The sequence below is a fragment of the Pseudoalteromonas sp. LC2018020214 genome, assembly GCF_016598755.1.
GTDB classification, from domain to species: domain Bacteria; phylum Pseudomonadota; class Gammaproteobacteria; order Enterobacterales; family Alteromonadaceae; genus Pseudoalteromonas; species Pseudoalteromonas distincta.
Genome location: NZ_CP066804.1, coordinates 2,254,860 through 2,280,410 on the forward strand (window position 1 = coordinate 2,254,860; position 25,551 = coordinate 2,280,410).

The 25,551-nt window shown below is 38.9% G+C and carries 24 protein-coding genes; 3 read left to right on the plus strand and 21 right to left on the minus strand.

Translation table 11 applies throughout. From position 1 onward, the window contains the following. Nucleotides 1-54 precede the first annotated feature (54 nt). The 12 genes from adk to JG479_RS09940 all read right to left on the minus strand — a co-directional run bounded on the left by adk (nt 55) and on the right by JG479_RS09940 (nt 12,343). Nucleotides 55-699 (minus strand): adenylate kinase, encoded by a 645-nt coding sequence (gene adk, locus JG479_RS09890; protein ID WP_039487425.1) that lies wholly within the window; start codon nt 697-699, stop codon nt 55-57. Between the two features lie 191 nt (nt 700-890). Next, nucleotides 891-2,804 (minus strand): molecular chaperone HtpG, encoded by a 1,914-nt coding sequence (gene htpG / locus JG479_RS09895; RefSeq protein ID WP_002962320.1) that lies wholly within the window; start codon nt 2,802-2,804, stop codon nt 891-893. Between the two features lie 118 nt (nt 2,805-2,922). Then, complete coding sequence (locus JG479_RS09900) at nt 2,923-3,648, minus strand: RluA family pseudouridine synthase (protein ID WP_200219082.1); 726 nt, start codon at nt 3,646-3,648, stop codon at nt 2,923-2,925. Between the two features lie 4 nt (nt 3,649-3,652). Continuing rightward, the gene (locus JG479_RS09905; protein WP_200219084.1) at nt 3,653-5,554 is read right to left on the minus strand and encodes an MFS transporter; all 1,902 of its coding nucleotides are present in this window, start codon (nt 5,552-5,554) and stop codon (nt 3,653-3,655) included. A 133-nt stretch (nt 5,555-5,687) separates the two neighbouring features. After that, nucleotides 5,688-6,296 carry a recombination mediator RecR gene (gene recR / locus JG479_RS09910; protein ID WP_002962308.1) on the minus strand — a complete coding sequence of 203 codons (609 nt, stop codon included), beginning with the start codon at nt 6,294-6,296 and terminating at the stop codon, nt 5,688-5,690. Between the two features lie 7 nt (nt 6,297-6,303). Next, nucleotides 6,304-6,630 (minus strand): YbaB/EbfC family nucleoid-associated protein, encoded by a 327-nt coding sequence (locus tag JG479_RS09915; RefSeq protein WP_002962306.1) that lies wholly within the window; start codon nt 6,628-6,630, stop codon nt 6,304-6,306. A gap of 60 nt (nt 6,631-6,690) precedes the next feature. Beyond that, nucleotides 6,691-9,216: a DNA polymerase III subunit gamma/tau gene (gene dnaX, locus JG479_RS09920; RefSeq protein ID WP_200219087.1), complete on the minus strand. Its 2,526-nt coding sequence runs from the start codon at nt 9,214-9,216 to the stop codon at nt 6,691-6,693. A 3-nt stretch (nt 9,217-9,219) separates the two neighbouring features. Continuing rightward, nucleotides 9,220-9,765, minus strand: coding sequence for an adenine phosphoribosyltransferase (gene apt / locus JG479_RS09925; RefSeq protein ID WP_002962303.1), 546 nt, complete (start codon nt 9,763-9,765; stop codon nt 9,220-9,222). 171 nt (nt 9,766-9,936) lie between these two features. Further along, nucleotides 9,937-10,059 (minus strand): hypothetical protein, encoded by a 123-nt coding sequence (locus JG479_RS20190; protein WP_002962301.1) that lies wholly within the window; start codon nt 10,057-10,059, stop codon nt 9,937-9,939. A 72-nt stretch (nt 10,060-10,131) separates the two neighbouring features. After that, nucleotides 10,132-10,884, minus strand: a complete 753-nt coding sequence (locus JG479_RS09930) for an HvfC family RiPP maturation protein (protein WP_200219098.1) — start codon at nt 10,882-10,884, stop codon at nt 10,132-10,134. A gap of 36 nt (nt 10,885-10,920) precedes the next feature. Then, nucleotides 10,921-11,778: an HvfB family MNIO-type RiPP peptide maturase gene (locus JG479_RS09935; protein ID WP_138489324.1), complete on the minus strand. Its 858-nt coding sequence runs from the start codon at nt 11,776-11,778 to the stop codon at nt 10,921-10,923. A 67-nt stretch (nt 11,779-11,845) separates the two neighbouring features. Further along, nucleotides 11,846-12,343 carry an HvfA family oxazolone/thioamide-modified RiPP metallophore gene (locus tag JG479_RS09940; RefSeq protein WP_024596351.1) on the minus strand — a complete coding sequence of 166 codons (498 nt, stop codon included), beginning with the start codon at nt 12,341-12,343 and terminating at the stop codon, nt 11,846-11,848. 226 nt (nt 12,344-12,569) lie between these two features. Here JG479_RS09940 and JG479_RS09945 point away from each other — a divergent pair, with 226 nt between their 5' ends. Then, nucleotides 12,570-13,550: a tRNA-dihydrouridine synthase gene (locus tag JG479_RS09945; RefSeq protein WP_182673528.1), complete on the plus strand. Its 981-nt coding sequence runs from the start codon at nt 12,570-12,572 to the stop codon at nt 13,548-13,550. 61 nt (nt 13,551-13,611) lie between these two features. After that, complete coding sequence (locus tag JG479_RS09950) at nt 13,612-13,938, plus strand: TraR/DksA family transcriptional regulator (RefSeq protein ID WP_002961716.1); 327 nt, start codon at nt 13,612-13,614, stop codon at nt 13,936-13,938. A gap of 16 nt (nt 13,939-13,954) precedes the next feature. Here the strand turns inward: JG479_RS09950 and JG479_RS09955 are convergent, their stop codons facing one another. The 9 genes from JG479_RS09955 to pyrC all read right to left on the minus strand — a co-directional run bounded on the left by JG479_RS09955 (nt 13,955) and on the right by pyrC (nt 22,796). Continuing rightward, nucleotides 13,955-14,998, minus strand: coding sequence for a hypothetical protein (locus tag JG479_RS09955; RefSeq protein WP_200219100.1), 1,044 nt, complete (start codon nt 14,996-14,998; stop codon nt 13,955-13,957). Between the two features lie 61 nt (nt 14,999-15,059). Continuing rightward, the gene (locus JG479_RS09960) at nt 15,060-16,319 is read right to left on the minus strand and encodes a tetratricopeptide repeat protein (protein ID WP_002961712.1); all 1,260 of its coding nucleotides are present in this window, start codon (nt 16,317-16,319) and stop codon (nt 15,060-15,062) included. An 11-nt stretch (nt 16,320-16,330) separates the two neighbouring features. Then, nucleotides 16,331-16,948 carry an energy transducer TonB gene (locus JG479_RS09965; RefSeq protein WP_007583869.1) on the minus strand — a complete coding sequence of 206 codons (618 nt, stop codon included), beginning with the start codon at nt 16,946-16,948 and terminating at the stop codon, nt 16,331-16,333. Next, on the minus strand, nt 16,948-17,352 hold the full coding sequence (locus tag JG479_RS09970; RefSeq protein WP_002961710.1) for an ExbD/TolR family protein: 405 nt from the start codon (nt 17,350-17,352) through the stop codon (nt 16,948-16,950). Before JG479_RS09970 ends, JG479_RS09965 begins: the two co-directional genes overlap by 1 nt. Nucleotides 17,353-17,366: 14 nt before the next feature. Beyond that, nucleotides 17,367-17,891, minus strand: coding sequence for a MotA/TolQ/ExbB proton channel family protein (locus JG479_RS09975; protein ID WP_002961709.1), 525 nt, complete (start codon nt 17,889-17,891; stop codon nt 17,367-17,369). After that, entirely contained in the window at nt 17,891-19,255 is a 1,365-nt protein-coding gene (locus JG479_RS09980) for a MotA/TolQ/ExbB proton channel family protein (RefSeq protein ID WP_002961707.1), read from the minus strand. Before JG479_RS09980 ends, JG479_RS09975 begins: the two co-directional genes overlap by 1 nt. Before the next feature lie 6 nt (nt 19,256-19,261). Then, nucleotides 19,262-20,032 carry a DUF3450 domain-containing protein gene (locus tag JG479_RS09985; RefSeq protein WP_165742764.1) on the minus strand — a complete coding sequence of 257 codons (771 nt, stop codon included), beginning with the start codon at nt 20,030-20,032 and terminating at the stop codon, nt 19,262-19,264. A gap of 1,069 nt (nt 20,033-21,101) precedes the next feature. After that, nucleotides 21,102-21,305 carry a cold-shock protein gene (locus JG479_RS09990; protein WP_002961702.1) on the minus strand — a complete coding sequence of 68 codons (204 nt, stop codon included), beginning with the start codon at nt 21,303-21,305 and terminating at the stop codon, nt 21,102-21,104. Between the two features lie 438 nt (nt 21,306-21,743). Further along, nucleotides 21,744-22,796, minus strand: a complete 1,053-nt coding sequence (gene pyrC / locus JG479_RS09995; RefSeq protein ID WP_002961698.1) for a dihydroorotase — start codon at nt 22,794-22,796, stop codon at nt 21,744-21,746. A 291-nt stretch (nt 22,797-23,087) separates the two neighbouring features. Here pyrC and JG479_RS10000 point away from each other — a divergent pair, with 291 nt between their 5' ends. Continuing rightward, entirely contained in the window at nt 23,088-25,457 is a 2,370-nt protein-coding gene (locus tag JG479_RS10000; RefSeq protein ID WP_039487387.1) for a bifunctional diguanylate cyclase/phosphodiesterase, read from the plus strand. Nucleotides 25,458-25,551: the final 94 nt, after the last annotated feature.

Here is a 25,551-nt window from a genome sequence, read left to right on the forward strand (position 1 = left end):
ATAGCCTTAAAACAAAAAACCGCCAATTGGCGGTTTTTTAATGTGCTTTTATAATTAACCTAAAAGTTCACCAAGTTGTTGGCTAACAGTTTCAACAGCTTGTGTACCATCTAGTTTATGGTATTGAGTATTACCAGCAGCCGCTTCTGCTTGATAGTAATCAACCAATGGCATAGTTTGCTCGTGATAAATACCTAAACGTTTACGTACTGTTTCTTCAGTATCATCAGCGCGAACAATTAAGTCATCCCCAGTTTCGTTGTCTTTACCTTCCACTTTTGGTGGATTATAAACAACGTGGTAAACACGACCAGAACCAGGATGAACGCGACGTCCGCCCATACGCTCAACAATGACTTCATCAGCCACGTCAAATTCAATAACGTGATCAACCACTACGCCATTTTCTTTCATTGCATCCGCTTGCGGGATTGTACGCGGGAAGCCATCAAGTAAAAAACCTTTCTCACAATCCGCTTTAGTAATACGCTCTTTAACTAAACCAATAATAATATCGTCAGAAATTAGTTGACCAGCATCCATTACTTTTTTTGCTTCTAGACCCAGTGGCGTGCCTTCTTTAATTGCCGCACGTAACATATCGCCAGTAGAAATTTGTGGAATACCGTATTTGTCCATTAAAAACTGAGCTTGAGTACCTTTACCTGCACCCGGCGCGCCCAAAAGAATAATGCGCATATTATTGTCCCCTAGTATGGATATTTATTTTAAAGCCTGAATTCTTCCACAAGCGCCGCCGATACTCAAGCAACTTATACTAATTGATGAGCCGTTGGGGTGTTTACAGGGCATTAAAAAAGGGAACACACGTTCCCTTTTATTTAAAGTACATAATTTATACTTTATTAACTGAGTAAATAGCTATTTGCTTATTTACTTAGTTCAAGCATCAATTTATTTAAGCGAGTAACAAATCCTGTTGGATCTTTAAGTGTACCGCGTTCTGCAAGTAGTGCTTGATCTAGTAAAACGTGTGACCACTGCGCAAACTTATCTTCATCTTGTTCGTCATTTAAGTGCTTAACAAGTTGATGATCTGGGTTTAGCTCAAACACAGGTTTTGCTTCAGGGGCTGCTTGACCAACAGATTCCATTAGCTTTTGCATTTGTGAGCTCATGTCGTTGTCGTCGCTTACAACACATGCTGGAGAATCTGTTAAGCGGTGCGTAAAGCGCACTTCTTTAACGTCATCACCTAGTGCTGTTTTAATACGTTCAACAAGGCCAGCCATTTCTTTTTCAGACTCTTCTTGCGCTTTTTTAGTTTCTTCGTCGTCAAGCTTACCTAAATCTAAGTCACCACGTGTGATCGACTGTAGTTGCTTATCAGCAAATTCAGTTAAGTGGCTCATCATCCACTCGTCAACACGGTCACTTAGTAGTAATACTTCAATGCCTTTTTTGCGGAAAATCTCTAAATGCGGTGAGTTTTTCGCAGCGGTGAATGTATCAGCTACTACGTAGTAAATTTTGTCTTGGCCTTCGTTCATGCGTTCAACATATTGCTCAAGCGACACATCTTGTGTTTCTGAATCAGTGTGTGTCGAAGAAAAACGAAGTAGCTTACAAATAGCTTCTTTATTTGCAGCATCTTCAGCTGGGCCTTCTTTCATTACTTGACCAAACTCATTCCAAAATACTTGGTAATCGTCAGCTTTGTTTTTAGCCATACGCTCAAGCATTTTAATAATACGCGATGTACACCCTTTACGAATAGCTTGCGTTACTTTGTTGTCTTGTAGAATTTCACGAGATACGTTCAGTGGTAAATCGTTTGAATCTAGTAAGCCTTTTACAAAGCGAAGGTAGCTTGGCATGAATTGCTCAGCATCATCCATTACAAACACACGTTGTACGTAAAGTTTTAAACCACTTTGACGTTCACGGTTCCATAAGTCGAAAGGTGCTTTTTTAGGAATATATAAAAGGCTAGTGTATTCAGTTTTACCTTCAACCTTATTATGTGCCCAGCTAAGTGGCTCTTCCCAATCATGGCTTACATGCTTGTAAAACTCTTTGTATTCATCATCAGAAAGCTCTGATTTATCGCGTGTCCACAATGCAGTCGCGCGGTTAATGCTTTCCCACTCACCTGGTACTGCTGGAATTTTTTCGCCGTCTTCACCTTCAGATTCTGGCACTTCTGCTTTAAACATTTGTACTGGCGTTGAGATGTGATCAGAGTATTTAGTAACGATACTACGTAGGCGCCAGTCATCAGCAAATTCTTTTTCTTCATCGCGAAGATGTAAAATAATGTCGGTACCACGGCCTTCTTTTTCAATTTCTTGAAGTGTGTATTCGCCTTCACCTTGAGATTCCCACTCGTATGCGGTTGTTTCACCGGCTTTGCGTGTACGAACAGTTACTAAATCAGCAACAATAAATGCAGAGTAAAAACCAACACCAAATTGACCAATTAACTGTGAATCTTTACTTTGATCGCCTGTTAAGTTTTTGAAAAACTCAGCAGTACCCGACTTTGCAATAGTACCTAATGAGCTAATGATTTCATCGCGCGTCATACCAATACCATTATCTGAAATGGTAATTGTATTTGCTTCTTTATCTGCACTAATACGAACACGTAAATCGGCATCACCTTGGTAAAGGTCGCCTTGAGATAATGCTAAAAAGCGTAACTTGTCTGCTGCGTCTGATGCATTTGACACAAGCTCACGTAAAAATATTTCTTTATTAGAATAAAGAGAATGAATCATTAAGTTTAATAATTGTTTTACTTCTGTTTGAAAGCCTAATGTTTCTTTTTGTGCTGCAGTCATTTATATATCTCCAATTTGCAAAGTGTCTGCGTTATGCACTTAATATGGGGTGAGGTGTTAGAACTTCAAGGGAAAAATTTAAAAAAGGTGAAACGAAAACAAAGAACCATTAATTTGTTTAAAACGAATGCGGACAATTAATATGAATCTTTTCACCCGTTGCTGGGTGCTCAAAAGATACATCGCTGGCATGTAATTGTAACCGCCCTGCCATATGTTCACTTTGCGCACTTTTATATAAATCACAGCCTAAAATTGGGTGCCCTATAAACTGGCTGTGTATTCGTAATTGATGGGTACGCCCGGTAATAGGTGTAAATTGCACTAAGGTTCTGCACGGCTGCCTGAGCCGCTCAAGTACTTTATATTCACTCAGCGCTGTTTTACCTGTCGATTGGCAAATTTTAACACGCGGAAAAAGCAGTTTATCTTTTGCAATTGGCGCAGTAATTTGCCCTTCATCAACAGCTAAGCTACCCTCTAACATGGCTACATAACGCTTTTGAATACTGCGTGCCTGAAATTGCTTATTAAGGTGCTTTGACGCAATCGCGTTTAATCCAACAATCATAATGCCCGATGTGCCCAAATCTAGCCGATGCGGTAACTTAGCCTCTGCAAATGCAGCTGTAAAGCCCTTTTGACCATGTACTAAGCGGTAATGCACTGAGTCCCAATTAAGCGGATTTTTACCTGATAAGCTTAATAGTCCACTGGGTTTATTGATCAGTAAAATATCGTCATCTTGATATAATATTTCAATAAACCCGTCGCACTTGGGCGCTACAAAGTCATCAACAATCATTTGTGACTCTACCGGTGTATCCAATATTGAGTTAGCCATTAAATTAGTCAATATCTTTTGAATGAAGCGCTTTTAAAGCCAATACTTGCTCACGTAAATCGTCTGCTACTACTTTGTCAGCGGCAATCGGGGTACCTACTGCAACCGACACCAAAGACCATTTTAATCGAGGCAATTGCCATTTAGCTTTACGACTAAACATGCTGCCCCATAAACCCCCTAAGTGCACAGGAATAACGGGCACAGGTGAGCGCTCAATAATGCGCTCTATTCCACGGCGAAAAATATCCACTGAGCCGTCACTGGTTAGTTTTCCTTCAGGGAAAATACCAACAAGTTCGCCTTTATTAAGCGCAGCAGCCACTTCATCAAAGGCTTTTTTAAACGCTTCTGGATTCGTTTTTTCACTGTTAATGGGAATAGCCTTGGCCATTTTAAATAACCAATGTAGGGCCGGCGAATAATAAATAGGGGCAAATACCATAAACCGGATAGGCCTTGGTGATGCGGCTAAAATAAACATCCAATCAACAAAGCTGACATGATTACACACGACAACCGCAGCGCCTGCATCAGGTATATTACTTTCACCTTTTGTACGCACTCTGTACATACAAATAGCTAAAATATATATAATAAATCGTAAAAAGAACTCTGGTACTTTGGTATAAATATAAACAGAGATAAGCAAGTTTAGCCCAGCAAGTAACAGTAGCAACTCTGAAATACTCCACTGAAAAACAGACAGCGTTACAATACTTAAAACAGCACTGCCCACCATAAACAGTGCATTTAATACATTGTTAGCCGCTATAACTCGTGAGCGACTCGACTCTTCAGTACGCTGTTGAATAAGCGCATACAGCGGTACAGTGTAAAAACCAGAGCCAATACCAATGCCTGCCATCCATACAAAGTGCCACACCATGTCGCCTGTTTTTAATAGCTCCTGAAGCGTCATTAACTCAAGGTTTTGCGGTAAATAAGAGCTAATGGCTGGCTCTTGGCTCAGTAAGTATAAAAACAAGGTAATTAAAATAGCGCCAAAAGGCACAATTCCTAATTCTATTCGTGAGCGAGAAAGCTTTTCACACAGTAACGAACCAATCGCAATACTTAGTGAAAACACAACAAGCGCGCTAGTGACAACCAGTTCATCACCACCCATTGTGTGTTTTACATAATTTGGTAGGGATGTTAAAACGATGGCGCCAATTAACCAAAACCAACTGATCCCGAGGACTGATTTACCAACCGATTCTGTTTGCGAATTAAGTGCTGAAAATACGTTTTTTGTAGATGAAAATATATTATAGGTAAATTTTAAGTTAGGCTCGTTTGCTTCACTAGTGGGTATAAAGCGACTGCTCACATAACCCATCACGGCCAATACTAATACTGCAATACTTATAAGCGTAGGCCCTACTGATTGAGTAATATAATAAGTGCCAAAAATTGTACCCATTAGTATGGCCACAAACGTGCCTGATTCAACCAAACCATTCGCTTTTGTTAATTCATTAGGTGCTACGTGCTGCGGTAAAATAGAATATTTTAATGGACCAAAAAACGTACTTTGCACGCCCATTAAAAATACGGTGGCTAACATTAGCCACACATACTGCGTTAAAATAGAAACTGCCCCTACAACCATAATAGGGATTTCACATAGTTTTACGATTCTAATCAATTTTGATTTTTCTGTTTTTTCTGCAAGCTGCCCTGCCATCCCTGAAAATAAAAAGAACGGAAGAATAAATAACCCAGCAGCAATATTTGAATAAAGTGCGCCATCTGCAAGCGTTGCAGCCTGAAATATTAATAGAATAAGCACTGATTGCTTATACACGTTATCGTTTATCGCTGAGAAAAACTGCGTAATAAAAAGCGGTAAAAAACGCTTACTACCTAGTAATGCACCTTGATAGGGTTGGTTATCTTTCATTGTATTCCTTACTAATTAGAGACATAGCCCAAAAATAAATTAAATTGTTTCTAAGCTTACCTTAAAAACGAAAAAGCCTACATGATTTAATCATGTAGGCTTTTGTAATTTGTTTTCAAATAGTGACTTAGAGCTAGTCTTGAGTAACTAGGCGCCTGCCGCTAAAGGCATGCATAAGTGTTCTACCATCTACTAAATCAAGCTCACCTCCCACAGGAATACCATGGGCAATACGTGAAGCGCCTACTTTGTATTTATGACAAAGCTGAGCAATATAATGTGCGGTAGTATCGCCTTCAACGGTAGGGTTAGTCGCTAAAATAACCTCATTAATATCGCCTTGAGCAAGCTTTTGCTCTAAAACATCTAAGCCAATCTCTTTAGGACCAATACCGTCTATTGGCGATAAGTGACCCATTAATACAAAGTATAGGCCTAAATACTGACCTGTTTGCTCGATGGCAAGTACGTCAGTAGGCGATTCAACAACACATAATATACCGCTGTCTTGGCGTTTTGTACTTAAACAAATATCGCACTGAGCTTGTTCGCAAAAAGTACGACAAGACTGACAGTGCCCTATGGCGGTCATTGCTTTAGTGAGTGCATTGCCCAGCTGAGTGCCTCCCTTTCGGTCGCGCTCAAGCAGGTGAAAAGCAATACGTTGCGCTGACTTTGGACCAATGCCCGGTTGACAGCGCAGTGCTTCTATAAGCTGATTTAAACTATCTGAAAGTTGCATTATTTACTTAAAACGGCATTTTCATACCTGGTGGTAATTGCATACCGCCAGTTACTTTACCCATACGCTCTTGTGTTTCTTCTGCAACACGGCGAACAGCATCGTTACATGCTGCTGCAAGTAAGTCTTCAATCATGTCTTTGTCGTCTTCCATCAAGCTCTCATCAAGCTGAACACGACGTACATTGTGGTTACCAAGCATAGTTACTTTAACTAAACCTGCACCGGCTTCACCAACAACTTCAAGAGTTGCGATTTCGTCTTGGGCTTTTTGCATGCGATCTTGCATTTGCTGCGCTTGCTTCATCATGTTGCCCATTCCACCTTTAAACATAACTTTCTCTCTTTCTTTTAATACATTAATTAACATGAACATAAGGGCGATTGTAAGTAATTACAATGCCTGAATACTGTTTTCGTCAATTTCGGCGCTAAATACTTGCTGAAATTGTACTATGTTTTCATCCGATGTGATCACATCGATTGCTTGTTGATGACGTCCTGCATCTATTTTTTGCTGAATAAGATAAGGGGAATCAATAACTCCCTTAGCAAAATTAATACTTAACGACACGTTATGCTCATAAATACTCGACAATGCGGCATCTAATCTTTGGCGAAGCATCGGTGTATCTAGATGCTTTTGTGATTCATCAACGTCTATATGTAAACTGTTGCCTTGCTTGGTAAATATTGAATGCAACGCAAATTGGCGCATACGACCACCCAGTCCCATACGTTTAATTAAATAAGCCCATTCATCTTGTTGATGTGCAAATCTAATTTCACTAATTGGACTTTGAAAATCATCAGGCACGGGAATACTAATTTCCTCGGGCGCTGCTTCAGGTACTTTTTGAGGATTTATTTGCTCAAGTAGCTCTGGCGCTAAATTTTCGGTAATTGTTTGATGTTTTTCTTTAAAATCAACTTTTCGTGCTGGTTTTGTATTAGCGTGACCATGTGCCTGGCTTTCGCTCCCTGTTGGTGGGAGCTCATGCTTTTTTTCACTTGCACCTGCACTATCAGTCACCCAAGGTGGGGGATCGCTAGGTGCTATGCTTGAAACGCTGTTGAGCTCGTTTGTATTTTCAGCGGTGCTACCTTGGTTAACACTTTGAGCTTTAGGCATTCCTGGCTGGTGTTCAGGCTTTTTAGCGGGCGCTTGGTTTGGCTGCGCTGCTACATTATTTGCAGAGGTGCTTGTACTCTTGCTTGATAACCTACCCGCACCGGATATGTTTCTGTCACGTAAAATACGAGCAATGGCAGATTGCGCCTGCGCTTCTTGTTCAGCTATTGGCGTACTTGCATTGTGATTAGTAACAGGCTCTGATTGAGGTTCTGAGTTTGTATTAGTTACAGGGTTAAAGCCCTGATCTACAGCGCTACTCATTATATCGTCAAATTGCGAGGCCAGCGTTTGTTCAGCATCACTATGGAGCATATAAGCTTCATCTTCGCTTTGTCGCTGGGCTTGAGCATCTGAAACAACATTAGTTTGTGCTTGCTCTTTAGCTAAAGCCTGTTGCTTTGAAGCGTTTTCACTTTGTTGAACCGGTTGCTCTACTGCAACTTGGGCAGGCTCATTATTACTTTGCACGACTTCATTATTTGATGACTGAGCGGCAGCGTTAGCTGAAGGCTCTATCTCAACGGCTTTAGGCTGCTCTGCATTGCTAACTGGCTTAGTATTATTTACAGGTACACTACTTTGGCCAGCTACGGTGTTTTGCGATGTTTTATTTTTATTTAATATATCTCGCAGTGCATTTGCGCGGCCTTGTTTATTTGGGGCCGGCTCTTCGTTTGCTGTGTGTACAGTTTGTTGCACATCTGAAGGCTTAAATGCTAATAATCTTAGCATTATCATTTCAAAACCTAAGCGAGGCTCTGGTGCCCATTGTAAATCTTTTTTACCATTTAACAGTAACTGATAATAAATTTGAATTTGTTGTGGGCTCGTATGTTGTGCAACATGAGCAATATAATCTACATTTTTTTCATCTAGCCCTGCCGCTTCAGGCACTAACTGGGTTAGTTGAGTCAAATGCGTAAGTGCAATTAAATCATCAAGCAATGCCACATAATTAGGATTACGACTTGCTACCTGCGCAATCTCATCCATTAGCGCAGAGCCATCTTGTGCAAGTATTGCTGCAAGCAAGCTTTGGCTATAATGAGTATCCATTAAACCAAGCATTGTTTGTACTGCTTGATTATTAATATCACCATTTGTTTGCGCAATAGCTTGGTCGGTTAAGCTAAGTGCATCACGCATACTGCCATCAGCGGCTTTTGAAATAATGCTAAGTGCATCGGTATCAAAGCTAAGCTGCTCTTGAGTAAGTACGTGTTCAAGCTGTGTTTTAATTTCACTTTGCGACAAGGCATTTAAGTTAAATTGTAGACAGCGAGATAATATAGTAACTGGTAATTTTTGAGGATCGGTGGTCGCCAATAAAAATTTCACATGCTCTGGTGGCTCTTCAAGCGTTTTTAAAAGCGCATTAAAGCTGTGCTTAGAAAGCATGTGAACTTCATCGATTAGGTATACTTTATAACGTCCACGCGTTGGTGCATATTGAACATTATCAAGTATTTCGCGAGTGTCTTCTACTTTTGTACGAGAAGCCGCATCTATTTCGAGTAGGTCAATGTAGCGCCCTGCTTCTATATCCAAACAGCTGCTACATTGTCCACACGGATTTGCAGATATACCTTCATCGCAATTTAAGCTTTTAGCAAAAATACGTGCAATGGTGGTTTTACCTACACCGCGGGTTCCAGTGAATAAATAAGCGTGATGCAGTCTATTTTGCGTAAGCGCATTTACAAGCGCTTGCTTAACATGAGACTGCCCAACCAATTCATGAAAGGTTTGAGGACGCCATTTTCTCGCTAGAACCTGATAACTCATCGATTACTCGCCTTCGAATTCAACCAATTTTAGGATTTTAATACCCATTTTTTTGATGCGCTGCTCGCCACCAAGTTCTGGTAGTGATACAACAAATGCTGCATCTGTGGCTTCGCCACCTAGTTTATTAACTAACTTAGCAGTGGCTTCAATTGTGCCACCAGTTGCTAATAGGTCATCAACTAGTAATACTTTGTCGCCAGGTACAATTGCATCTACATGCAGTTCTAGCGTGTCTTCACCGTACTCAAGTAAGTAATCTTGGCGAATAACTTCGCGTGGTAACTTACCTGGTTTACGTACTGGAATAAACGGAATGCCTAACGCGTAAGACAATGGCGCACCAAAAATAAAACCACGTGATTCTGTGCCTATGATTTTAGTAAAGCCCTGATCTTTATATTCTGCGATAAACGCGTCAATAGTTGCTTTAAAGGCTTCTGGATTTGCCATTAAAGTGGTTACATCGCGAAACATAATGCCCGCTTTTGGATAATCAGCAATTGTAGTTATGCTGTTTTTGATAATTGCTGGTGTTACTTGAGTCATAATTTTAACTGCTCAATTGTTTATATTACAAAGCAGGTGATTATAACCTTAACTAACCTTTAATTGCGAGTTTGGCGTTATTATAAAAGAAGTATTAAATATGGACGGGGTAATTAAAATAAAGTGGTTCAAGGCTGAAGTAAGCAACAGCCTTAATAAACGCTATGCATTTTACGTTAAGCTAGTGATCCAGCCTAATATTGCATTTAAACAACCAATCCCTGCAAATACAGCTAAAAAAGCAAGAAAGTAAGTAGCGTTGAACGGATCTTTAAAGTCTTTATCATCTGACATTGGTACAACCTTTTATTAAGCACGGCAAATAAGGCTGCCATAATAGACGATGTAAAATCATCAATAAAGACCTTAATCTTGATTTTTTGTCACAATTACACCGCGTTCTACCATTGCATTGAGGGTAACCAATGCGCCTTGAGCAATTTGCTCTGCATTAAATTGTGGTGCATGAGCAAATACCTGTTGGCAAACGTTGTCAAATGTCGCGCCTTCGCTTGCCTCTATGATTGACAATAGCAAAGCTGTCATCGCATTCGTAGCCAGAAATTGAACGTCATCATCTTTATCTCTATATACAACAAAATAGTTAGGCTGAGGTGATGGCTCTTTTGGTTTAAAGCGATTGCTAATATTTTGAACCGGAAATTGATAACTTAAATTTCTTGTCGTTTTCGATAAATATAAAGCTGAACTAGTAAGCGCTGTTGTTTGTAATTTTTTCTCTTGCTCATCTTCGTGTGCAATGGATACATCTAGCTCTACCCATTCATAATGGGCAAGCTCTAGCATAAACACGGGATCGTATTTTTTCATTTTATAATCACTTGATAAGTAATTAATAAACTCCCCTGCTATGTCTAAAAAGTACGGCGAATGACAATCATATTCGCTAAAAAACTGGCGTACGAGGGCTTGCCATTGCTTCTGGGTATATAACGTTTTTAATACCGGAAAACCTGATGATATAAAACCTTCAATGTTATTAAAAAATAGGTCGCGATAAATAGCCATACGCCTGCCTTCGATACCGCTGGGCTTTTTATTTTTTTGAGGCTCGCGAATATGCGCCATAAATTCGTTTTGTATTTCAATAAAGCTCATAACTAGGCACTCTTTTAATGTTGATAAAGGCTTATATTAAGCTCGTTGTTTTGAAACAGTTGAATCAAAGTGTTTAGCTTGCAACCCATGAATTATATCTAACTCTTTGGTTAAAACATTCATGGTAGGAATATTAAAATCACGCTCAAGCAAGGTTGGAAATACGCCATGCACTTCGTATGCTTTATCGAGTAGCTCCCAGACAGGATCAATCACATCAGCGCCATGTGTATCAACAATTAAGTCATCAGCCTCATTATAATGGCCAGCAACATGCCCATAGGCTATACGATTAGAGGGTAACCCAGTTAAAAATGCTTGCGCGTTGTAGCCATGATTTATCGAATTAACATAAATGTTATTCACATCAAGTAAAAGTTTGCAGTCAGCTTGCTCTAAAATAATATTCGTAAATTCAAGCTCGGATAGTTGCTGTCCCGGAGCGCCATAATAGGAAACATTTTCTATCGCAATTTGCTGCTCTAGTATGTCTTGAACTTGTTTAATACGAGGTACAACATGTGCTATGGCATCTTGTGTAAACGGAATGGGCATTAAGTCATACATATGCCCTGTACCCGAGCAGTAACTTAAATGCTCACTAAAAATTTTTATATTGTGCTCTTCAAAAAACACTTTTAAAGACTTAACAAATTCAACATCAAGAGGTTCTGGAGAACCGATAGACAGTGATAATCCATGACACACAAAATTATTAGCATCGGTTAATGTTTTAAATTGTTTTTTAAAGCGTCCACCTAGTTTTAACCAGTTCTCTGGCGCAACTTCTAAAAAGTCTACTTGATTAGGTACATGCTCAAGCAGCTCATCAAGCATTTCTCGTCGTAGGCCAAGGCCCACCATCCCAAAATCTTTACTTTGAGTTTGTATCATAACTACCTCTAACTTAACAAAAAAGGGCCTTAGGGCCCTTTTAGCATAACTTATTTAGAATAAGATATTAACGGCCACCACATTTACCTTCGCCGCACTTACCTTCTTTTTTAGTTTTTTTAGCGTCGCCGCCACATTTACCTTCACCACATTTGCCTTCTGTTTTAGCTTTTGCGTCTTTTGCATCGCCGCCACACTTACCTTCGCCGCATTTACCTTCTTTTTTATCTTTTGCGTCGCCACCACATTTGCCTTCGCCGCATTTACCTTCTTTTTTACCTTTTGCATCGCCGCCACATTTGCCTTCGCCGCATTTACCTTCTTTTTTATCTTTTGCGTCGCCACCACATTTGCCTTCGCCGCATTTACCTTCTTTTTTATCTTTTGCGTCGCCGCCACATTTGCCTTCACCGCACTTACCTTCTGCAGCATCTAATTGGTAACCTGTTACTAGTTGTTGAAACTCAAATGGGTTAGCTTGTACATCTGCAGATACAAAACTTGCAGAGCCAACTACTACTGCACCTAAAGTTAACGCGATTGTATTTTTTTTAACTGTATTCATTTTATGACTCTCTTTAATCAAGGATTGTAAATCTCAGCAATAAAAATGTATTTTTAAATTGCTTGTATGCTTAAGTAGACCCGTACAAAAATAAAAACTTTCATTTATTTTCATAATATTTACTTTTGCAATTTCTTCATTAAATATGGTCGGTAATTACAGATTTATCAATGTGTGATTTACAGGTAAACTATGCCTCCAGTTTTTTATCAAAATTAATCTCCTTATGAAACTTGTTTTAGCACCTATGGAAGGTGTCGTTGATTTTAAAATGCGCCAATTACTCACAGACATTGGTGGGTTCGATTTGTGCGTTACAGAGTTTGTAAGAGTGGTTGAAACATGCTTACCTGACAAAGTTTTTCATCGATTTTGCCCTGAACTACATAATAATGGGTTTACACGAGCAGGTACTCCTGTGCGTGTTCAATTACTCGGTCAAGAAGCAAATCCGTTAGCCGAAAATGCAATAAGAGCAATCGCTTTAGGGTCCCATGGGGTCGACCTAAATTTTGGTTGCCCAGCAAAAACTGTTAATCGTAGCCGAGGGGGGGCTGTACTGCTTAAAGACCCTGACCATATGTATACGATTATTAAAGCTGTCCGAGATGCTGTAGATGATGAACATGAAGTAAGTGCAAAAATTCGCTTAGGCTTTGATGATGACAGTAACAGCCAAGAAATTGTTGATGCTGTGGTAAGCGCAGGTGCAAATAGTGTAGCTATTCACGCCAGAACCAAACGTGATGGTTATAACCCGCCAGCTTATTGGGAAAAGATTCCACCAATAATAAAAGGTAAAAATATTTCCGTTGTTGCCAATGGTGAAATTTGGCAAGTAGAGGACGCAATGCTTTGTCAAAAACGAAGTGGGTGCACTGATTTAATGCTTGGTCGTGGCGCCCTTTCGCACCCTGATTTAGCAAAAAAAATTAAAGCTCATGTAAATAATGAGCAATATGATGGCCTTGAGTGGGAGCATATTATTTATCACTTAATTCACTCAGCTATTCATCAAGACCCCGCGAAGGATGAAAAATACTTTGCTTCACGTACTAAACAATGGCTTGGTTATCTAAAACGCCAGTACCCGCAAGCTATCGATTTGTTTGACGAAATCAGACGTTTAAAAAGTAAAGAAGATGTGGCGAGCGTATTAAATAAATATGCCAAAGCACCGCAACTTGATTCAAATCATAACGACTAACTTAAAGACTCTAGATAATATCAGTATAACGTAAAGCCCATTTAATAAGGTTGTACTGATAATGCATCATCAAAAAAGACTTAACGATGAAATAGCACAAGTTAAATTAAATATATTAACCATGCTTTCTAAATCAGCTTACCCTGCACATCACCATTTAATACAAATTTTAGCTGATACAGCAAATAATGAATGGTTAGACTGCGCAGCAGAGAAGTTAGGCCCTGAGTATGCACTTTTAATCAGTCGCATGACCAAACTAGAAGCCGCACTAAGTCAAATAGAAATTGGCCAATATGGCTACTGCTGTGATTGTGAAGAAAAAATATCAGCTGAGTCACTTGAACTAGACCCCGCAACTCAACGGTGTACAAAGTGCGCACAATAAGCGCACTTTCAAATCATTATATAATGTGTTGTATAAAGCTAAATGATTGCCCTGGGTAGAGAATTATATCTTCAACCAAGTACTGGGCCTCTTCTGGACTCATTTGTAGGCGCTTTATAAGGTTCACCTTTGCTTGAGGCAAAGTCCACGCATGGTAGTGAATACCTATATCTGATTCCATCATCGCAAGCATCAATGTTTTATCTTTCTCAGACATATCCATAGCGCTCGCCATTGCAGGTAAGTCTTGATAGTTAGCTTGCCAATCTAAGCCTTCTATTAATTTTTCATCAGATAAATACTGAACTAAAAACGATTTTTGGTGAGAAGTTGGCAGCTTACTGTCGAATTCAACACGATCTAATACTTTTATTTTTTCGTTTAAAAGAGTAACCCATTCTAACGGTGAATGTACTTCGCCACTAAAGTAATTAAGTTTACTCTGATACCACTGAGTGCCATTTGGCAGACCTCTTAGACCCACACTTCCTCTTGGCTTATAACTAGCTAAATAATCGCTAAAAGCTCTTATATGGCTTTTAAGCGCTGGTTGAACATCGTTACTTGCTATCGCACTTAATAAATAGCTTTGTAACAATGTAAGTTCAACCTTGTTCAGCTTTAAATTGCTTTGTTGAGCACTGTCTAGGGTATCTTGGGTTAACTTGAGCCAAGTAATAACATTATCCGGTGTGTTTTTTGAGCCTTCAAAAGCAAGCATGTTTTTTAACACATTTACTTGGGCCGGCCAATTAAAGTAGCGTTCAGGGAAACGCTCTGCAATTACCAAATAGTTCACTTGCGCAATTTGATTTAGATTAAGCTCCATACCCATTAGGCTCTGATAAATAGTATGGCGTTTTGTTAAGTAAGCATCAGAGAAAACCAATTGATCTTTTTCAATGTTATTGCCTTTAGTCGCACCTGTTTGTACAAGCGCCATGTTTAAAGCTTTTAAAGCGACTTGTGCGTCCTCAAACGACTCATAAGGTTGAGGCTGCTTTGAACATGCAGCTAAAAATAGGCACAGTAATGATGATAAAAAGAGCTTCTTATACATAGTAGTTCCAATAAAAAAAGCCCCAGAGGGGCTTTTTATAAGTTGCTTAAGCTAATTAAAATTAAATTTTAACACCGTTGCGAGCGGCTTTATCTTTAATATATGTAGACCAACCTTTTGCAAACTTACGTGTGCGAGGGTCATCCATAGCTTTAGTAATTGCAGCATATGCTTGCTTATACTTACCTTGGTAGTAATACGCTTCAGCTAAATCTGAATAAATTGTGCCTTTTTTGTCAGAGCCAAGCTCTAATGCTTTATTCAAGCGAACAATAGCAGCACTGAATTTTTCAGATTGTAAAAGTAATGAACCAGCTTTGCGGTAAAGCTCAGCGTCGTCATCAAATTTAGCAGCATCTTCGTAGTACTTAGCAGCTTTTTCTAAATCTTTAGAGCGATGGTAATTACTCGCAATCGCGCTAACATTCTGCTTTGTACGTTCTACTTTTTCACTCTTAATGGCCTTTTCTAGCGTTACAGCTGCTTTATAAGGGATCTCATTTAGAGAGTAAAAGTTAGATAAGACTTTATACTCAACTTCATTTTCAAAGTAACCATTCTTGTATGCAACTTCCATAGTTGCTAAACCTTTAGAATAATCTTCAGTTTGTAGGTAATACTTACCTAAGCTAACCCAAGCTTTTTTATCATCAGGCCATACACGAACAATTTCTTCGCCAATTTTAACCATGTTTGCATAATCTTTAAGCTCAAAGTATGCGCCAAGTTTTAATTGGTAAGGGCCTTTGTTAGGCTCTTTTTGAAGTTTTATTGCCTTATCTGCTGGTTCAAAAACATCACGGTATTGCTCTAACTGATAGTTAGCTTGAGCAATACGTGTATAAACCGTAGGGTCCTCTTCACCGGTAAAGTCCATCCAAGCTACATATGCTTTTTTAGCTTCTTGGAACTTTTCTGTACCAGCGTATAAGTCACCTAACAACTTAAGAGTTTGTTCTTGATCAGCAAAGTTTAAAACATCAGGTGCAACGGCTTGCTTAGAGTACTTGATCGCTTCGTCATACTTTTCTTTTTGAGCGTACATGCTACCTAGGTAACGATTTACTGTCGCTTTATCAAAGTCATTCGAAGGCTCGATTTCTCTAAGCAAAACAATTGCTTCATCAACTTTTTCTTCGTTGTACAAATCAAATGCTTTAATTACTTTTTTACCAGTACGCTCGCCCATGATTTTAGTTTTTGCTTTTTTACGCTCTTCAATCTTTGCGTAATCCGGCGCTGCTAAAACAGATGCACTTAAAGTAGCACCCGACACAGACATAAGAATTGCAAGAGCAGTTACTTTAGAAAAATTTCTCATTACTCGCCTCCTTAGTTGCCTTGGTTAAGTTTAAAGTCTAATTGAACTTGTAAACCTGGTTGTTTCTGTGGTTTTCCGTCAATGATCTTAGGACGGTACTTCCACTTACGCAGTGCACGTTTAGCTTCACGGTCAAAGATACGTTTCGGATCTGCGTCAATTACTTCAACGTCAGTTACTCCACCTAGCTCATCAATTGTGAATGAAAGTTGAACCCAACCTTCTTTACCATCACGTGCTGCTTGCGTTGGATATTTTGGTTCTATACGAACGATAGGTGTCGCATCACCATCTCGTCCAAATGCACCAGGACCACTTAGTCCACCTGCCGAACTACCAACATCAATGCTTCCCATATTAAATGACATAGCACCAGGATTTGGATTATTATTTTCCGGCTGTGGCGGCTGCGGTTTAGGCGGCTGCTTTGGCGGTGGCGGAGGAGGAGGCGGTACACGCTTCCTCTCCTGCACCTTAGATTCAGGCGGATTCGTCATTATTTCGACTATGATCTGCTCTTTTTGTTCCGTATTACGGTCAGCCCCACCAGAGATGAGGAATGCCATGAAGTAGAACAAGCCGAAAGTAACTGCCCCACCTGCAATCAGTGAAAACAGAAAACGAATCATTACTGATCTCCAGCTATTGAAATTCTCAGGTTATCACCCGTCGCTTTAATCTGGTCCATAACTTTAACCACTACGCCGTGTTTTGCTTCTTTATCAGCTTGCAAAATTACAACTTCAGTAGGTTGTTCTGCTAATAAACTTTCGATTTTTGCTGAAATACGTTCAACATCAACCTGCTGTTTATCAATCCAGATCTCGCCGTTACTACGAATAGCAATAAAAATGTTAGCATTTTTTTGCTTAGTAGCTTGAGCCGCTTTAGGTTTATTGACCTCGATACCAGCCTCTTTAACGAACGATGTAGTTACGATAAAGAAAATAAGCATGATAAATACGATGTCAAGCATTGGCGTCATATCAACCGCTGCTTCTTCTTCTTCACGAAAACGTTGTTTACGTGCCATATTTAATTCTCTCTCTAGTGATGAGGCATACTATCAATAAGTTTGGCTTTCACCATTTTAGCTTTTGTCTCAAGACGTGAGCTAAAAAATACTCCAGATAATGCCGCAACCATTCCAGCCATTGTTGGGATTGTTGCCATTGAAATACCTGATGCCATTAAACGTGCGTTACCCGTACCCTGGTTGGCCATGGTTTCAAAAACCGAGATCATACCAGTAACAGTACCAAGTAAGCCTATTAAAGGACAAACAGCTACTAATGTCTTAATCAACAACATACGCTGATCTAATTTTTCAGACGCTTCAGAAATCCATGCTTCACGGATTCTGTGTGCGTACCAAGACGTAGTGTCTTGGCGGGCATCCCACTTTGCTACAATTTCTTTCGCTGTGCGAGGAAATTCTGCAAGTAGGAACCAATAGCGCTCAATCATTAAAACCCACATAAGAAAGAGTGCTATCGCGACCACGTATAAAACCTGGCCGCCTGTGCCAACAAAATCCCTGATAGATTCCCATATCTCCATCAGGACTAGCATTAGGCTTTCTCCTTCTCCGCGTGAGTAGCAACGATACCCGCGCTTTGCTCATCAAGGATGTGTAATACCGACTTACTACGACCAGCTACAAGAGCATGAAGTAGAATTAGTGGTAATGCAGCAATTAGACCTAGCGCTGTAGTTACAAGTGCTAGAGAGATGTTACCTGCCATGATCTTCGGATCACCCGTACCGAACAATGTGATTGTTTGGAACGTTAAGATCATACCGATTACTGTACCTAGTAGACCTAGTAACGGTGCGATTGCAGCAAGAATCTTAATTATATTGATACCAGCTTCAATGCGTGGCGTTTCACGTAGAATCGCTTCATCAAGTTTAAGCTCAAGGTTTTCAACATCTTGGTTCTTGTTGTCATGGTACACTTTAAGAATACGACCCAGTGGGTTATTTGTATTCGGTGTAGCAACATTTTTAAGCTGGCTCTTAATCTTACTAGTAGTAAGTGTAAGGTCAACAAAGCGGATTAGAGTAATTAGCATACCTAGGCCAAGTAAAGCCGTGATGATATAACCAACTACGCCACCTTGATGGAAGTATTCCATAAGGGTCGCTTTTTGAGTGTTGATACGTAAGATAGCACCACGAGTCGGATCTATGTAAACACCAGCGTAGTTATCTGGTGATGTATTTTCTAGAGCCGTGATACCGTCTAAGATATAACCGTCTGGTTGCTTACCTAGAGGCTGGATAGACTTAGTCTCTGGTGAATAAATTAAGTAACCATCGTCTGTAACTAAGTTAAAGTTACCGATACGTGTTACTTTTTTCATTGACGGGTTACCGTCAAGACCAGCAACTTCAGTTTCAAAAGTTGAAACTTTAGCTGATTCTGTCATTTCAGTTTGAAGTGAAATCCAAAGTTCTTCAAGTTCGCGAACTGTAGGAAGTTCTTTAGCAGCTGCTAACGAACGTAAGATTTCAGCACGACCTGGTTTTTCAGCACTAACTAGTGACGCTTCGATAGAACCGATAGCATCTTGAGCTGCACGACGTACAACACCAAACATCTCACCTAAAGTACCTTGGGCACTTTGAAGAGCTGCTTCTTTTTCAGCTAGCGTATTTTCGTTTTGTGCATATTGCTTAGCTAAGCTTTCACCACGAGACTTCTCAGAAGCAAGTTGGCTTTTAGCTTTGTTAAGTAATGCTTGCTTGTCAGCACGTTCTGATAAGAACTCTTGCTCACGTTGCTTATTGATTTTACCTTCAGAGATACGCTCTTGCTTTACTTGCTCAAGAATTTTATCTAGAGCTCCAGTATTTGCATGTGCATTAAGCGCGGTACCTGCAGAAACAGTTAGTACTGCTGCAACAGCAAAACCTTTAAATAGTTTCTTCATTATTGATTACTCCGCGCCAAAGATAGGTAGTTTAACAAGTTCTAATGTCGCTTGCTTACGCGCCATACGAATAACTTCTTTAACAGGTTTTAGGTATTCTTCGCCTAATGCTTTCCACTGTTTAGTGTTGTTATCCCACACCCAAGCATGTTTCAAGTCAAAAGACTGAGCAACGTAAGTGATACGACCTAACTGACCGATATCAACGTTAATGCTTTTACCATCAACTTCTAGAGTACCTTGTGAAGCAGATACAAGAGAGCTGTATGCTGTTTCAATAGTGTAAGCTTCAAGTACTTGACGGAATTTTTCAGACGTCGTTACAGACGCAGAAACCATGATCTCACGTAGTCTTTCAACACGTCCTAAACGCGTTTCAAGATTAAATGGAACGTCCGCTTTGATGAATTGCTCAAGCGTATCGATCATGCGATACATCAAAGGCACAACGTTTTGTTTAGTGTTATCAATAGTCGCGATTTGACGATCAAACGATTCAATTGAAGCGTTTTGGCTATCAACCAAGCGCGACACGTGATCGTTATACACTTTCATAAGTTCAGTCTCATCAACAACGCTACGGTACTCAGCGATTAGCTCCTGAGTTTGACCATATACATTGTCAATTTTAGTTTGAGACTTAACCGCAGCCTTTTGAATTTGTTGACCTGCTTTTTGCACGTCATTCAAAGGATCTGCAATCACATTGCTGCTTGCAAATGCAAATGCGCCAACCAACGCAGTTGCTACAAGACTCTTTCTGATTTTAACAGACATAGTTCCCAACCAATTAAGTAATGTTACTTTTATAATTTAATTATCCTCCGAGGAGAACAACCCTGATATCTTTTAATAGATATCAACCTTCCAATAATGCTAAATGCAATTAGCGCTGTCAACTTGATGTTTACTAATCTCAGTAAATAAATAGCTAAGTTAATGCTTAAACGAAAGTACCAGCCCACAACAGTTAACATTATTGCAACGAAGCTTTTTCTTAATATTTCTATTAAAGCCTTTTAAGGGGTGTATTTATTCGCATTGCACTGACATAAAACAACATTATTGCAACATTTAGCTAAAGCTGAATTCGCACTGAAAAAAAACTAAAAAAAATATAAATTGATATAACAAAAGTTATTTTTTACACGATTTTATCGTGTTTTATCGCCTCAGTTACACTTCATCTGAAAAAACAAACCATTTGTCGCACAAAAAAACAACACTGGATAATATTTAATATCGGATACTCACGCTTTATATACGTTACTTTTAAAACTATTTTAAAACGTGTTTTTTCATAAATAGTAATAATAAACTCAACAATGCATTTCTTTTAGCAGCATAAAAGCTTTTGATAATTAAACAGGTTGTATTTACCGCTTTAAAGTATTCTTTAATACTATTTTAACGTTAAGGTTAACTCAGTAATTAAGTTAATCATGAAGAGTTACCCTACTTTATTAGTAATACACTATAAATGAAGCTTTACGTTCACATAATAAAGTAATGGAAGCACCTAGAAGCCCTTCTCAATGAGTAGCCTTCATCACACAGAGTAAGCTTGAAACAGAATTTGCAAGGATTGATATTGAGCATCGATTTTATTTAAGCTGGTATCAGGCCCATTGAATAAATTCTTATGAATGGTTTTTAAAAGTATTAGAGGATTGTTTTGTCCGTTAGATTATTAGTTGTTTAGCTTTGCAAAGATAGAATGTTTGAGTAGTTTTTTAAGTTTAAAAAAAGGAGAATTTGAGGTATGAAATAAATAGATTTAAGGAAGGGGAATTATGGTGAAACAGAAACCTGCTTCACCAAGATGAACTAGAGTTCACATAATAAATTATGCTGCTTCTACGTTCTCAGCTTCAGGGCCTTTTTGACCTTGTTTGATGCTGAATGTCACTGCTTGACCTTCGCTAAGAGTGCGAAAACCAGAACCAGTGATTGCGCTGAAATGTACAAACACGTCAGGACCATTTTCTTGTTCAATGAAACCAAAGCCTTTAGCTTCGTTGAAAAACTTTACTTTACCAGTAACCGACATACTAAATTTTCCTGTAAGTCAATAATTAAAATTCAGCCATATTATTATGGCAATATCCTCCCTGAGTCAATGCTCAAAAATATGGAGGTACAGTACAGGAACAAGTAATAACCTAACCGGTAACCTTAAACGCAGCACAATATCCGTAAATTCAATACATAAAAACTCAAAGCAAGGTAAGATTAACACATTATATTTTTTTTCGCTCTATTAATTAGGAATTATTTCTTAAAAATATAAATTTGTTTTAAATCGCCTTTAACTGACTAATTTACAAGCAAAAAGCTATAAGTATTATTGTAATATTTATTGCTGTAAGCGAGATCAAAAGCCACCTACAACCACCCTGTCGTCGAATTACGCTTCAATAATATCAAAAGCACAAACAAAAAAGCCGCATTAAAAATTAAGCGGCTTTAGATTTAAATATATTATTGGTTATTCGACAGACCAATCCATTGTATTTTCAGCCTTTATAGGCACAACTTCAGAGTCGCCCAATGTATAACTTGCAGGTACTTTCCACGGCTTTCTTTGTAATGTAATTGTATCTGTATTACGCGGCAATTCGTAAAAATCAGGGCCAAAGTGGCTTGCAAACCCTTCAAGCATGTCCAAAGCTCCTGCATCCTCAAATGCTTCAGCATATAATTCAATAGCAGCATGAGCCGTGTATGCACCAGCACACCCACAAGCAGCTTCTTTTTTATCTTTATAATGTGGTGCAGAGTCAGTTCCTAAGAAGAATTTTTTATTTCCACTTATTGCTGCAGCCATTAATGCTTGCTGGTGAATGTTACGCTTGAGAATTGGCAAACAGTAATAATGTGGGCGAATTCCACCCGCTAACATATGATTGCGGTTATAAAGCAAGTGATGCGCTGTAATTGTTGCCGCTACATTGCTAGGTGCATTAACTACAAACTCTACTGCATCTTTAGTCGTAATATGCTCGAGTACAATTTTAAGCTCAGGAAAGTCATTTACTACATCTCCTAAAATTGTATCCAGAAATACTTTTTCACGGTCAAAAATATCAATCGACGAATCTGTCACTTCCCCATGCACTAACAGCAACATGCCTACTTTTTGCATTGCCTTTAAAGCTGGATAAATATTTTTTACTGATGTAACACCCGAGTCAGAATTAGTGGTAGCGCCAGCAGGGTAAAGCTTAGCTGCTACTATTTTACCTGTCGCTTTGGCTTTTATTATTTCATCTGGTGTAGTTTTATCCGTGAGATACAAAACCATTAATGGCTCAAAGTTGCCTTGAGGATTTGCAGACATAATGCGTTCTCTGTACGACAATGCCGTATCTGTGCACGTTGCTGGCGGAACAAGGTTTGGCATAACAATAGCGCGGCCCATGTATCTGCTAATATCGCGTACAGTGTCTTTTAACTGGTCACCATCACGTAAATGTACATGCCAGTCATCAGGGCGAGTGATAGTAAGGGTTGTTACAGAGTTTGTATTATTGCTTGTCATTACTTTGTTCCACGGCTGAATTTATCCGATCATAGGCATATGATGTTTTCGAGTAAAGATTTTATTAAAAATAAAGTTTTTGTATGGATAAAATTACTGAGGTACTATTTAAAGCACAATGAGCAAATTCAATGTTATTAGCTTATTGTAATGATTTATGATTAATTAAAACTCGCTATATTAAAACTTTACAGTGTATGAAACCACTCATCGCTTTAATTTGTACAAAAACCCTAGATTAGGTTAACTTAACTGCGAATTTAAAAATAAAAAGAACAATATAAATTGCCTATGTCTTATAAAACCGATGCTACTAGAGCGCTTGAGATAAAAACTGATCAACTAAGTATCATTAATCAATTTTCATCTAGCCTATTGCAACTCGATACATTAGAAGAATTGTTTGAGTATGTTACAACACATGTTGTAAATCGCTTAGGGTTTGTTGATTGTGTCATATATCTAGCTGACAATAATGCAAATACATTAAACCAAGTTGCATCAATGGGTATTGCACACGCGCGGGACAAATATCAAGCGGAACGTAAAATAATACGTTTTAGTGAAGGTATAACGGGCGCTGTTGCAACGACCGGAAAAGCGGTAATTATTAACGATGTAACGAAAGACAGCCGTTATATCGCTGATGAACGCCCTGCTCAATCAGAACTATGTGTCCCCCTCATATATAAAGAACAAGTTTTAGGTGTTATTGATTGTGAGCACCCTATCAAGGGTTATTTTACCAATGCACACCTTGAAATTCTTACAACAGTTGCTCACTTACTCAGTGCCAAAATTAACCAGGTTAATACAGTAAACAACTTACAAAAAACAGTTGAGCAACTCAACAATGCACAAAAATTAGAAAACAGCTTATTACAAATCGCTAACCTAACTTACAAAGCGAATGACCTAGATACATTTTTTAAAGCCTTGCATTCAATCATAAATAACTTACTTCGAGCCGATAACTTTTTTATCGCTCTATACGACAAAAAAGTAGATATACTTGACCTCGTTTACATAGTCGAAGAAGGCATAAACACTAAAACTCATCAAAAAATATCTAAAGAACAACTTAAAGATACCGCTTCATATTACCTTCTAAAAACAGAGCAAACCCTATTACTTAACAAAGATGCCTTTCAAAGTCACATTAATAACGGTGATTTTAAAATGGTAGGTCGGCAATCTGAGTCTTGGTTAGGTGTTCCATTTCAAACAAGTGATCGTATAAGCGGGGTTATCGTTGTACAAAGCTACGATAAAACACTGCATTACAACGAACACGATAGTGCTCTTCTAACGTATGTAAGTCGCCAAATAAGTATGGCAATTGATAGGCAATTAGCCCGCCAAGAACTTGAGCACAAAGCATTACATGACGAGCTTACAGGCCTTGCTAACCGCTCACTACTCATTGAACGTATAAAACATGCTATTTTACGTTTAACGCGTGCTAAAAAGAGTACTAGCCATGCCCTGTTGTATCTAGACTTTGACCGTTTTAAAAGTATTAATGATTCGCTCGGGCATGAAGTTGGGGACCACTTCCTTATAAAAATATGCGACTTGATTAAAGGTACAGTACGAAGCACGGATACATTTGCACGTTTAGGCGGCGATGAATTTGCAATTTTTATGGAAAACATCACGCATAAAAACCAAGTTAATGAAGCTTTAAACCGCATTAAAAACGCATTATCAAAACCTTTAAATATAGATAACCACTTACTCCAAGCATCAACGAGTATTGGGATTGCCTATACAGATAACGTAAACGACAAAGCTTATATATTACTGCAACAAGCCGATGCCGCTATGTATGAAGCTAAGTCAACCGGACGTGGTCAGGTAAAGTTTTTTAATAACACGATGCGTAAAAAACTTAAAACCCATGCCGATATAGAAAACGACTTACAACACGGTATTGAACACAACGAGTTTGAACTCTATTTTCAGCCAATTTTCACAATTAATACCAGTGAAGTTATCGGCTTTGAAGCACTTGTTCGTTGGCACCACCCTACAAAAGGGTTTGTACCCCCTAATGACTTTATACCGATAGCTGAAACTACAGGGCAAATTATAAATCTTGATTTACATTTACTTGATTTGGCGGCCCAGCATATTTCAAATTGGCACCAACAAGGCCATCGTTTTTTGAAAGTCACCGTTAATGTATCGTCACGACACTTTGCAAGCCTCGATTTTGTAGCGCAAATACATTCCATTTATAATAAGTACCAATTACCTCTAGGTTCTTTATGCTTAGAAATTACCGAATCTGGCTTAATAGAAAATCTAGAACTCGCCACTCAAATAATTGAAGGTCTTTCACCTTTAAAAGTAAAATTATGCCTTGATGATTTTGGAACAGGTTATTCAGCACTAGGCTACTTGCACCAACTGCCTATTCATATTTTAAAAATAGATAAAAGCTTTATTGACCATCTACAGGATTCTACTAACCCACTTGTTGAAGCCATTTTATCACTTGCGCAATCATTAAAACTTGAAGTTGTAGCTGAAGGAATAGAAACAGTTGAGCAATTAACTATTTTGCAATCCACCGCGTGCGACTATGGCCAAGGCTTTTTAAAATCGAAACCTGTTACTGCCAAAGAAGCCATATTACTAATTAATAAACCCTTATAAAAAGAGCCAGCGAGTAGGTCGCTGGCTTTGGTACTACGCATATACTCACCCATTGAGCTAAACTTAAGCTATAAGGCAAAACGACTCTAGCTTT